Origin of the sequence: Teichococcus wenyumeiae, assembly GCF_003696345.1 — a bacterium.
In the GTDB taxonomy this organism is placed as follows: domain Bacteria; phylum Pseudomonadota; class Alphaproteobacteria; order Acetobacterales; family Acetobacteraceae; genus Pseudoroseomonas; species Pseudoroseomonas wenyumeiae.
On the sequence record NZ_RFLX01000065.1, the window covers coordinates 1 to 11,562 of the forward strand.

At 67.6% G+C, this 11,562-nt stretch carries 9 protein-coding genes; 6 read left to right on the plus strand and 3 right to left on the minus strand.

The genetic code is table 11. The features are described from left to right. Window positions 1-111: 111 nt before the first annotated feature. Window positions 112-729: a TetR/AcrR family transcriptional regulator gene (locus EBE87_RS26385; protein ID WP_199708191.1), complete on the minus strand. Its 618-nt coding sequence runs from the start codon at window positions 727-729 to the stop codon at window positions 112-114. 92 nt (window positions 730-821) lie between these two features. Here EBE87_RS26385 and EBE87_RS26390 point away from each other — a divergent pair, with 92 nt between their 5' ends. Together EBE87_RS26390 and EBE87_RS26395 are read left to right on the plus strand one after the other, a co-directional pair. Then, the gene (locus EBE87_RS26390; protein WP_120641186.1) at window positions 822-1,829 is read left to right on the plus strand and encodes an NAD(P)-dependent oxidoreductase; all 1,008 of its coding nucleotides are present in this window, start codon (window positions 822-824) and stop codon (window positions 1,827-1,829) included. Then, entirely contained in the window at window positions 1,829-3,019 is a 1,191-nt protein-coding gene (locus EBE87_RS26395; RefSeq protein WP_199726524.1) for an alpha/beta fold hydrolase, read from the plus strand. The genes EBE87_RS26390 and EBE87_RS26395 overlap by 1 nt, the downstream gene beginning before the upstream one ends. A gap of 473 nt (window positions 3,020-3,492) precedes the next feature. Here the strand turns inward: EBE87_RS26395 and EBE87_RS26400 are convergent, their stop codons facing one another. Further along, on the minus strand, window positions 3,493-5,508 hold the full coding sequence (locus tag EBE87_RS26400; protein WP_120640462.1) for a PhoX family protein: 2,016 nt from the start codon (window positions 5,506-5,508) through the stop codon (window positions 3,493-3,495). 189 nt (window positions 5,509-5,697) lie between these two features. Here EBE87_RS26400 and EBE87_RS26405 point away from each other — a divergent pair, with 189 nt between their 5' ends. Genes EBE87_RS26405 through EBE87_RS26420 form a run of 4 tightly spaced genes read left to right on the plus strand, consistent with a single transcriptional unit; the run spans window position 5,698 to window position 10,341 of the window. Further along, the gene (locus EBE87_RS26405) at window positions 5,698-7,236 is read left to right on the plus strand and encodes an ABC transporter substrate-binding protein (protein ID WP_120640463.1); all 1,539 of its coding nucleotides are present in this window, start codon (window positions 5,698-5,700) and stop codon (window positions 7,234-7,236) included. Continuing rightward, complete coding sequence (locus EBE87_RS26410; RefSeq protein ID WP_120640464.1) at window positions 7,224-8,168, plus strand: ABC transporter permease; 945 nt, start codon at window positions 7,224-7,226, stop codon at window positions 8,166-8,168. The genes EBE87_RS26405 and EBE87_RS26410 overlap by 13 nt, the downstream gene beginning before the upstream one ends. After that, the gene (locus EBE87_RS26415) at window positions 8,165-8,947 is read left to right on the plus strand and encodes an ABC transporter permease (protein WP_120640465.1); all 783 of its coding nucleotides are present in this window, start codon (window positions 8,165-8,167) and stop codon (window positions 8,945-8,947) included. The genes EBE87_RS26410 and EBE87_RS26415 overlap by 4 nt, the downstream gene beginning before the upstream one ends. Beyond that, entirely contained in the window at window positions 8,944-10,341 is a 1,398-nt protein-coding gene (locus EBE87_RS26420; protein ID WP_120640466.1) for an ABC transporter ATP-binding protein, read from the plus strand. Before EBE87_RS26415 ends, EBE87_RS26420 begins: the two co-directional genes overlap by 4 nt. 545 nt (window positions 10,342-10,886) lie before the next feature. Here EBE87_RS26420 and EBE87_RS26430 read toward each other — a convergent pair. Continuing rightward, window positions 10,887-11,465, minus strand: coding sequence for a transposase (locus tag EBE87_RS26430; RefSeq protein WP_199707853.1), 579 nt, complete (start codon window positions 11,463-11,465; stop codon window positions 10,887-10,889). Window positions 11,466-11,562: the final 97 nt, after the last annotated feature.

The following is an 11,562-nucleotide window of genomic DNA, read 5'->3' on the forward strand; positions in this document are numbered from 1 at the left end:
TCGGGCAGGCCGGGCCGCAGGACATCGAGAAGGCCCGCATCATCGTCGAAGATGCCAAGGACGTCTCGCAACCAGACAGCTAGATGACGCACGCCCGGCGGAGTGACCCAGTCACCTTGGAGGTGAGCGCAAACCACCCTGGATCAATGACGCGAGGACTCCGGCGGCTTCGGCCTCGTTAAAGGTGCCGCGCACCAGGGCGGCTGAGAGCGCCTCGCCCGCGCCGACAAGGCCAATGCAGCGCCGCTCCAGCTCGGCTGCCGACAAGGTGCTGTGAGGCTTCAACACCGACACGAACATTTGGACGGAATTGTCGAGCAGCTCCTGAAAAACTTGGGCTTTCTCCTCGCTGCCCGCCAGAGCGGCGCCCACTGCATGGAACTCGTCGGTCTTGTCAGCGGCACAGTGGATGTAGGCCGCCGCCAGGACCCTGGCGCACTCCTCGAGGCTGCGTTCACCGGTGGTCATGACCTCCCGGAACGCGTTCACCCGCTCCACGTCGATCCACCTGTAGAGCTCGATCAGCAGGCCCGACCGCGTGCCGAAGTGGTCATAGGCCACCGGCTTGGAGACACCGGCACGCGCAGCCAAGTGCCCCAGGGTCAGGCGATCCGCTCCCTCCTCCCGCACGATCAGGAGCGCCGTATCGAGCAGTTGGTGCCGTCGCTCGGCCTTTGAGAGCCTGCGCGGCGTTACCTGCTCGCCATTCTCCTGCGCATTGTTTTTCACGGCATTGCCTGCCTTGCGGAGCCTACCAACAGTAGCCACGTTAGTTTTCCTACTAAAGGTAGGTTATTAGCTGCAGGCAAGGAGGCTTGGCAATGTCATCGGCTCCCATTCTGCTCATGGGCGGCTCCGGCGCCATCGGACGCTGGACAACACGGTTCCTGCGCGCCGCCCGTCCCGTTCTGCCGTTGCTGATTGGCGGCCGCGACCTTACCAAGGCCCAGGAAGCCGCGGCCCGGATGGACAACGCAGAGGGCGCGGCGCTTGAGCTGGCCGCCGCCGATCTCGGCCTTGGCGGTCGCCCAGTCAGCGCCGTCGCCGTCCTGTTTTCAGACGAGAGCCTCGCCGGGCTCCGCTTCGCGCAGGCCAACGGGATCCCGCACCTCAGCATCTCGTCCGGCATCTACGAGATCGCCCCTGAGATCGCGGCCTTCATGCACAAGCCGGACGCCTCGTCGATCGTCCTCGGCTACGAATGGCTTGTCGGCGCCACGACGGTTCCCACACTCGAGTTCGCCAAAGCCTTCAGCCGGGTCGACGACATTGCCATTGGTGCCCTGGTTGATGAGCAGGACACCGGCGGCCCGGCGGTGGCCGAGGACTTCGAGCGGCTGAACAGGACCTTGCCCGCGGCGCTGACGCGTCGCGAGGGCCGCTACATCTGGCGCGCCGGTGAGGATGCCAAGGCTATATTCCATGCCGTCGACGGCACCAGGATGGAGGCCTTCGGCTTTTCGTCCATCGACGTCGCGGGCCTGGCGACGGTGACCGGCGCACCGAACGTCCAGTTCAACATCGCGACTGGCGTCAGTTCCAGCCGCCGCCGCGGCGAGCCGATGTCAACGGAAATCGTCATTGAACTCGCCGGGCAGGATCGTGCGGGCCGGGCGCTCCGCACCCGCCATGCGGTCGTTCACCGCGAGGGTTCGGCACCGTTGACCGGCCTCGGGGTCGCCATGATCCTCGAGCGCCTCCTGGGCCTCGACGGCCACCCCGCGACGCCAGCCGGCCTCTACTTCCCCTACCAGCTGCTCCACCCCACCGCTTACTTGACGCGGCTCAAGCAGACCGGCGGGGAGATCCTGACGCTGGAGGCACGGTGATGCACACGGGGCCGCTTCCTGTCGGTGACGCTGAGAACGGCGTCCGGCTCATCGCAGCCAATCCTGATGACAGAAAAGGCACAGCCCGCCTTTCCCGTAGAGCATTGCTCGTCGGCTCTGTCGCGGCCGCCGTGACCTCCGTCCTGCCCGCCTTCGCGCAAGGGGCGGCCATGCCGGGCATGCGCATGGTCAAGACCAACAACATCAACCTGGCCGTCCATGAGGCGGGCTCCGGACCGGCGGTCGTTCTGCTGCATGGTTTTCCGGGGCTGGCGTTCACGTGGCGTCATCAGATCCCGGCCCTTGCCGCGGCGGGTTACCGCATCATCGTTCCCGATCTACGCGGCTACGGGAGAAGCGACGCCCCAAAGGCGATCGAGGATTACGACATCGCTCATCTGACAGGAGACCTCGTCGGCCTGCTCGACACGCTGGGCATCGAGAAGGCGATCTTCATGGGGCACGACTGGGGAGGACTGCTTGCCTGGCAGATGGCGCTTCTCCATGCCGGACGCGTTGCTGGGGTGATCGGGGTCAACACGCCGCACACCCCGCACTGGATGCTGTGGCTGCAGCCCGACCTCGTCGAGGCCGCTCAGCCCCGAGGCCAGACCTTCGCCGCTGATCCAAAGGTCGATCCAGTCTTCCAGATGCGCCGGGTCTACAGCCCGGACATGTACGTTCTGATGTTCCAGGATGGCAGAGTAGCCGACAATGCGATGGACCGGGATCCGCGCGGTGCGCTGCGGAACGCATACCGCAAGGGTCTCATCACATCTGCGGACTGGAACAAACTGCCGCCGGAGGTGGCGAACATGGAGTACTACGGCAAGCCGCTGCCGGAGAGACTCCCAGGAGAGGACGTGCTGACCGCGCAGGAACTGGATTTCTACGCCAGCAACTTCGAGCGCACCGGCTTCACCCCCGCCATCAACTGGTACCGCAACCTGTCGAGGAACTGGAAGGCAGGTCTCGGTGTCGATCAGGCCGTTCGCGTGCCATCTCTGATGGTGTCGGCTGCCCATGATGTGGTTCTCAGACCGAGCATGGCAGACGGCATGGACGCCTATGTGCCGGACCTTGAGAAGCACACCATTGCGGACTGCTGGCACTGGACGCCCGAAGAGAAGCCGGAGGAGCTGAACCGGCTCGCCGTCTCCTGGCTCAGGAGGCGCTTCCCATCGAAATAGCCGCGGCAGTCGACCGGCCGATGGGGCCCGGCACCTGGGGAGAGATTACGCCGAAGCTGGCGCGACGCGCCGGTGAACCCACGGCCGCCCCCAGGCCCTTCAGGCTGCCGCCGCCGCTGGAACAGGCTGATATAGGGCTGTAACCGCAAAGTCACGTCTGCTTTCCCCTCCTGTTACGTAGGAGAGCAGACAGGTGGCTACTGGCCAGAATCTGCCATGGCCAGCGTTGCGGGATCAGGCGTTCAGCTATCTGTGTGACACCGGGTTCAGCGGTTATCGCTACTTGGGGTGGACAGCAGACATAGACGCGCAGCACAGCTATTGCCGCTGTGCGCCCATAGCAGCCCTCTGAGCAGTTAAGCAGCTTTCCGCAAAGCAGACGTCAGCCTGCGGTTGCCTGTAGCCGCAGAAGGCAACCACTCGCCGGATGACGCTCCGGCGGAGCAGCTGCCATGTGCCATGTAGTGCCGTGATCAGGCGCCGATCTTGCCACCGCCGGTCTTTGTGATGGCAATGATCGCCGGGCGTGGCGGCATGCCGTCCTTGAAGTCCGGCCAGCGGGTAGAGGGGGTGTCGAAGGAGCTATCCTTGTCGTCGCCTGGGTGCTGGATGGCCAGGAACATCGTCTCGTCATCCGGCGTCAGGCAGGGGCCACAAACCTCGGCACCCGTGGGCGCCTGGTAGAACAGCTTGGTCAGCGCCCGGCCTTCGCCATCCGTGTCGGCGGCGTAAAGCCCGTCCGCCACCTTGGAGGTGCCAGGGGCGCCGTCGGTCGAGATCCAAATCCGGCCCTTGCTGTCGAAGGTGCAGTTGTCCGGGCAGCTCAGCCAGCCCTCAGCGCTGAGGCTCTGGTGGTACTGCGCCCCGGCGTCGGTGCCCGGCTTACCGGCGATCAAGAAGATTTCCCAGGTGCCTTCCAGCGCCGCGTGATCCACGCGCTCCGTGCCGGCTCCCGGCGGAATCATCTCGATGACATGGCCGTGCACGTTGTTGGCGCGCGGGTTGATCTTATCGACCTGCTCTGCCTTGCGGCGGGTGTTGTTGGTCAGCATCGCATAGACGCGGCCGTTCACCGGGTTGGCCTGCACGTCTTCTGGCCGATCCATCGGTGTCGCCTTCAGCAGGTCGGCGGCGCGGCGGGTCTCGATCAGCACCTCGGCCTGGCTGTTGAAGCCGTTGGCGGCGGTCAGCGGCTCCTGGCCATGCACCAGCGGCAGCCAGCGCATCTTGCCGTCTTCCTCGAAGCGCGCGACGTAAAGCGTGCCGTCATCCAGCAGGTCGCGGTTGGCGGCGCGATCATTGGGGTTCCAGGCACGCGCCGTGACGAACTTATAGACATAGTCGAAACGCTCGTCGTCGCCGGAATAGAAGACCACGCGGCCATCGGGCGCGATGGCGTGGGTGCAGCCCTCGTGCTTGAAGCGGCCGAGCGCCGTGCGCTTCACTGGCACGCTCTGCGGGTCGTAGGGGTCGTATTCGACCACCCAGCCGAAGCGGTTCGGCTCGTTCGGCTCCTTGTCCAGATTGAAGCGGTCGATGAAGTCCGCCCAGTGGTAGCTGGCCTGTTTCGCGATGCCGTAACGCTTGTACATCGCGGCCTGGCTGCCGGTCTCGGCCGCCGCGCCTCCGAAATACTGGTTGAAGTTCTCCTCGCAGGTGATGACCGTGCCCCAGGGCGTGTTGCCGCCGGCGCAGTTGTTGAAGGTGCCCAGCGCCTGCCGCCCTTCAAGGTCGGCGGAGGTCTTCATGCGGTCATGCCCGGCGGCGGGGCCACTGATGCGCATCGGTGTCTCACCGGTCACACGGCGGTTCAGCCGGCTATCGGCCACCGGCGCCCAGCGGCCGTTCTCCTTGCGGATTTCGACGATCGACATGCCATGCGCGGCGATCTCGATCATCGCCTGCTCGCGGCTTGTCTTCAGGCGGGAATCCTCGCTGGCGCCGAGACCGTCGAACATCAGCTGGGGGTCGGTGTATTCGTGGTTCACCGCCAGCAGGCCATGCGTGGCGTTCTTGCTGCCCTGCGGCAGCGGGATGAAGTCCACGTAGTCGTTGTTGTAGCCGAACTGCATGGCCTGGGCCGCGGCGGTCTGTCTGGCCGGGTCGAAGGCCGGCGCGCTAGGCAGCACCGGGTCGCCCCAGCGGATCACGGTCTGCATCTCGTAACCCGGGGCCACCGCATCCTGCGGCTTCAGCTGGTGCGGCAGTTCCGCGAAGGTGAGGCTGGAAGGGCCGTTGCGGAGGGGGCCAGTGCCCTGCGGCCCGGCGGCATCCTGCGCGGCAGCGTTCTGCGCCGCGGCGGTATTGGCCGAGGTCAGGAGCTGGTCGGTCAGTGTCGCCGTCGCGGCCGCACCGACCAGCCCGCGCAGGGCAGCGCGGCGGGACAGGCGGCGCTGCACCAGCTCGCCGATGGTGTCGCGCGGCGCGGGATTGCTGCCGATATCCTCGATCTCGGGCAGGCGCCCGCCGGGCAGGTTGGTGTCAGGCATGAAGGGGTATCCCACCGACTGAGGCGACGCTGGGGAGCGCCGCAAACATCGGGGAGAAAGCGTCTCCTCCGCGACGCCGCGATGACATCACGATGAACAAACAATGACGATGCTAGCCCGGTTCAGGATACGGCCAGGCCCTGCATTTTCCCACTTGCACTGTTATAACATATCATCCATCAGCGAGGCATGACATCCGCTTCGCTTGCCCGCCGATCCCTTCTCGGTTCCGCCATGGGCCTGCCGCTGCTGGCTCGCCTTAGCCTCGCGCAGCCGGCCACGGACACATTCCGCGTCGTGACATCGCAGGAGATCAACGGGCTGGATCCTGCACGCTCCGGCTATGTGTTCACGCGCCTGCAGGTGGTGGAAACACTGCTGGGTGCCGATGACGGCGGCCTGCCGGTGCCGCAGCTCGCCCGCGCCTGGACCTTGTCGGAGGACCGCCTGACCTGGCGCTTCACCTTGCGCCAGGCGGCCCGCTTCCACGACGGCACGCCTGTCACCGCCGAGGCGGTGGTGGCCTGCCTGGAGCGGGCGCGCAGCCAGGCTGGGCTGCTGGGCAACCTGCCGCTCGCCAGCATCGCGGCCGAGTCCGGGGCGGTGCTGATCCGCACCAGCCGTCCCTTCACGCCGCTGCTGGCTTTCCTGGCGCATTACAGCATGGGCATCCTGGCCCCCGCGGCCTTCGAGGGGCAGGCGGTGCGCACCATCATCGGCAGCGGCCCCTACAAACTGTCCCGCCTGCTGGCGCCGCAGCGGCTGGAAGCCGAACGCGCCGAGCACTGGGATGGCCAGGCCCCGACCATTGCCCGCCTGTCCTACCTAGCCGCCGGGCGCGGCGAGACGCGTGCCGCCATGGCCGAGGGCGGCCAGGCCGAGCTGGTCGCGCAACTGGCGCCGGAGACGGTGGAACGGCTGCGCCGCAACCCGCGCGTGGCCGTCGACATCCGCGCCATTCCGCGCACGCGGCTGATCAAGCTGAACTGCAACCTGCCCTTGTTCCGCGACATCCGGGCCCGCCGCGCCCTCAGCCTGGCATTGGACCGGCAGGGCATGGCGGCGGCGCTGCTGCGCTCGCCTGCCTCCACCGCCACGCAGCTTTTCCCGCCGGCCATGGCGGAGTGGCACGTGCCCGGTCTGGCACCGCTGCGGCGGGATCTGGCGGAAGCGCGGCGCCTGCTGGCGGAACTCGGTTGGCAACCGGGCGCGGAGGGCATCCTGCGGCGCGACGGCCAGCCTTTCGCCTTCACCCTGCGCACCTTTTCTGACCGCCCGGAACTGCCTGGGCTTGCCACCGCCATGCAGGCCCAGTTGCGGGATGTCGGCATCGACATGAAGGTCGCCATTGTCAACAGCGGCGAGATCCCGGCCGGCCACCGCGACGGTACGCTGGAAGCGGCGCTGATGGCGCGCAACTTTTCCCTGGTGCCTGATCCGCTGGGAACCCTGCTGCAGGATTACGGGCCGGAGGGCGGCGACTGGGGCGCCATGGGCTGGTCCAGCGCCGCGCTGCACGAGGTGCTGGACAAGCTCGGCGCCACCGACGATCCCGCCGAGCGCGCGGCGCTGCGGGCCCGCGCCTCCACCATCCTGCATGAGGAACTGCCGGTCATCCCGGTGAGCTGGTTCGACCTGGCCACCGCCATGTCCAGGCGCGTCGCCGCATTGACGGTGGACCCGCTGGAACTCTCCTTCCGCGTCGCGGGTGCCCGATGGGTGGGCTGATGCGCGTGCTGGGCGGGCGGGCCGTTCAAGCTGTTCTGGTGGCGCTGCTGGTTGGCACCGCCTGCTTCCTGATGGTGCGACTGCTGCCGGGCGACATGGCCTACCGCATCGCCGCCAGCCGCTATGGCTACGACCTCGTGGACAGCGCGGCGGCCGAGGCGGTGCGGCAGGAACTCGGGCTGGACCGGCCCTGGCTCGTGCAGCTCGGCGCCTGGTTCGCCGACCTCTCGCGCTTCGATCTCGGCACCTCCCTCGCATCGGGGGAGGAGGTGGCGGATGCCCTGCGCATCCAGCTCGGCCACACTTTGCTGCTGTCGGTCGCGGCGCTGTTCTTCTCTCTGCTGCTCGGGCCGCCGCTCGGGGTCCTGGCCGGGTTGCGCAGCGGCGGGTGGCTGGATGGTGTCCTGCTGGCGCTTTCCGCCGCGCTGCGCGCCGTGCCGGCCTTCGTGCTGGGCATCGGGCTGATGCTGTGGCTGGCGGTGGAATGGGAATGGCTGCCCGTGGCCGGTGTCGGCGGCTGGCGGGAGGTGATCCTGCCGGCGCTGACCCTGGCCCTCGGCCTGGCTGCCGCATCCTGCCGCGTCACGCGGGACGCGGTGGCCGCGGTGGCTGCCTCGCCCTTCTTTGGCTTCGCGCGCATGAAAGGGCTGGGCGACACCGCCGCCTTCCGCCGGCACGGGCTGCGCAATGCCGCGATCCCCGTGGTCGCCTATCTCGGCCTGCAACTGGTGGTGCTGATCGAAGGCGTGGTGGTGGTGGAATCCCTCTTCGCCTGGCCGGGCATCGGACACGCGCTGGTGCATGCCGTGCTGGGCCGCGACATCCCGATGGTGCAGGGGACGGCGCTGGTGATGGGGCTGCTCTTTGTCGTCCTCAATGCCCTGACCGACCTGGCCTGCTGGCTTCTGGACCCGAGGCGCCGCACCGCATGACCTTATCCCGTAAACGCCTGCTGGGCGGCGCCATGCTGGCGGCCGTGGCGGGCATCGCCCTGCTCGGGCCGCTGCATGGGGTGGACCCCTTGCGGCAGAACCTGTCCGACGCGCTGCTGCCGCCTGGCGGCGCCTATCCGCTGGGCACCGACCACCTCGGGCGCGACATGCTGGCGCGGCTGGCAGCAGGCGCCCGGCTTTCCTTTGGCCTCGCGTTGCTGGCAGCGTTGCTGGCGGCCGTGGCGGGCACGCTGCTCGGCCTGTTGGCGGCGCTACGCGGCGGCTGGGCGGAGCGGATGCTGCTGGGCCTGGCCGATGCCGTGCAGGCCCTGCCGGCGCTGCTGCTGGTGGTGCTGGTCACCGCCTTCGCACCTGGCGCCTTCCTGCCGCTCTACCTCGGCATCACCCTGGCGCTGTGGGTGGAATTCTTCCGCATCAGCCGCAACGCCGCCGCCGGCGTGCTGGCGCGGCCGCAGGTGGAGGCAGCGCGGCTGCTGGGCTTCGGCACCGGCCATATTCTGCGTCGCCACCTGTGGCCGGAGGTCGCGCCGCTGGTCGCCACACTCTTCGCCTTTGCCGCCGGCACTGCCGTGACCACCGTGGCTGCGCTGGCCTTCGTCGGCGTCGGCGCCCGGCCGCCAGTGCCGGAGTGGGGAAGCATGATGACCGAGCTGCTGCCCTATTACGCCGAGGCGCCGCTGGCGCTGCTGCTGCCGGCGTTGCTGATCTTCCTGACCGTGCTCGGCCTGCATCTGCTGGCGGGGCGGGAGCGCGCATGAGCCTCGTTGTCGAAAACCTCCGCATCACCGGGCCGGAAGGCCTGCTGGTGCATGGCGTCAGCTTCACCCTGCTGCCCGGGGAGCCGCTGGTGCTGCTGGGTGAGACCGGTTCCGGCAAGTCGCTGCTGGCGCAGGCCGTCATGGGCAACCTGCCGCCGGGCCTACATGCCGGGGGCCGCGTGGTACTGGACGGGCAGGACATCCTGCCGCTCCCGCCGCGGGATCGCCGCGCTCTTTGGGGCCGACGCATCGCCATGCTGCCGCAGGAGCCCTGGGCCGCGCTGGACCCCACCATGCGCGCCGCCGCCCAGGTAGAGGAGGTGGACCGCTTGGTGCACCGCCGCAGCGCGCATGACGCGCGACAGCATACGGCGGCGCGGCTGGCACGCCTCGGCCTGGATGGTGCTGGCCGGCGCTATCCGTTCCAGCTCTCGGGCGGCATGAACCAGCGCGTAGCCCTGGCGGCCACCGAGGCCGCCGGTGCCGGGCTGCTGATCGCCGATGAGCCGACCAAGGGATTGGATGCCGAACTGCGCGACACGGCCGGCGCCCTGTTGCGGGCGGAGGCAGAGGCCGGGCGCTTGCTGCTGGTCATCACGCATGATGTTGCCCTGGCTCGGCTTCTGGGCGGCCAAGCCATGGTGATGCTGTCGGGCCAGGTGGTGGAAGCCGGGCACCTGCCTGTCCTGCTGGACGCGCCGAGGCACGGCTACACCCGGCGCCTGGTCGCCGCCGAGCCAGCCCGCTGGCAGGCATGGCCGCACCGGCAACCGGGCCGCACCGTGGTGAAAGGACGGAACCTACGGAAGAGCCTTGGCGGCCGCGAGTTGCTCGGCGGGCTCGACCTGGAAGTCGCGGAGGGTGAAGTCGTCGCGGTTTCCGGGCGGAGCGGATGCGGCAAGACCACGCTGGGCAATCTGCTGCTCGGCTTGGCCAGGACCGACTGGGGCAGCGTGAAGCGCGGCACCTGGGTCGCGCCGCTTGGCATGCAGAAGCTCTATCAGGACCCGCTGGCTGCCTTTGCGCCGCACCAGGCCCTCGGGCAGGGGCTGGCCGATTTGCGGCAGCGGCACGGCCTGGCCGCGGATGCCGTCCGGCATCTGCTGCCGCGGCTGAGGCTGAACCAAGCCTTGCTCGTCCGCAGGCCATCGGAAGTCTCAGGGGGTGAGCTGCAGCGCTTCGGCCTGCTGCGCGCATTGTTGCTGAACCCGGCGATGTTGTTTGCCGACGAGGCGACCTCACGTCTGGATCCACTGACCCAGCAGGACGTCATGATGCTGCTCGGCGAATGCGTGCAGGAGAGGAATATGGCGCTCCTGGTGGTCACCCATGAGGCTGCGCTGGCGGAAAAAGTCGCGAGCCGCGTGATTTCTCTTCGGACAGCGGCGGCGTGAACGTTGCCTCATGTCCGCTCCTCTGCGCTCAAGCTCCGAAAGCCACCGTTCCGCTTCCGGCCAACAGGGTGGGCGCCAGCCACGTACTCTCTGAGCCGCAATTCAGCGGCTCAGGAGAGGTGCTGTGCAACGTGATGCTTTGGGTGTACCACATTCCCATACGCGGCATGTCGTGCCGTGGAACAAGGGCCGCTTCATTGGTCCTAAGCGCTCCTCAAGCCCAAGCAAGTCTGTGGCATCCGCCTCCACCTGCAGCGCGAGCAGAGGGTGAGGGACTTGGCCATGTTCGACCTCGCGATCGACAGCAAGCTCGGGGGCTGCAATCTGGTCCAGCTAAAGATCGGCAGTTGGTCGTGAATGCCACGATCCAGCATCGGTCAACGGTAATTCGAGACCTGTGCGTGGATCGCGGTTGAAGGTGCGCAGACGGGGCTGATTTTCGCTAACGAGACGTCGCTCGAGCTGCTTCCCTCTGCGCTTGCTACGCTCTGTCGCAGGCAGGTCTCTCAGGAAGCGCCGTTCAAGCCGCCAGGCGCACTCGCTGCTCAACTGCTTGCCAGCCGCATGATGGCGGCAGTTCGTTTCAGGTTGTAGGCCATGGGGGTGAGGCAGACCTGCAGAGCGGTCTTAGCCAGTCCTCGCCAGCGCATGCAGCGTAACCAATAGCTGCGCTTCCAGGTACCGAAGATCTTCTCAATGCGGCAGCGGACGAGATGGATGCTGTTGTTCCAGTACCGCAGCCTGCGCACCGCCGTCCGGTCATCCTCGTGGGCCCAAATGCTGGTCTGCACCACATGCGGCACTCCGCCCCTGATGCGGACTGCCGCGGCGAAGAGCTGGCCCCGATAGGCGCTGCCGGCAAAGACAGTACTGGGCTTGTCCGGAAGTGCTCCTTCACCGGAGCGCCCATCATGGGCATTTCCAAGTGTGACCGAGACCCACTCCACGATGGCGGTATCGGCGCCCGCACCAACATGCGCCTTGTAGCCATGGATCGCGCGGCGTCGCTGATGACCGGACCAGCGGGCTTCCTGATCCTGCTCGCTCGCGGAGGTGATCACCGTGGCATCCACCAGCGTGCCCGTCTTTACCTTCACGACCTTGGCCTTGAGCTGCTCCGTCACCTCAGCGAATAGCACCTAGCTGTCTGGTCGCGGAACATTGTTGGGACCCGGTCGGGCTGGCTATCCTAGACTATCGCCGCCGGTTCGAGCGCCTGCC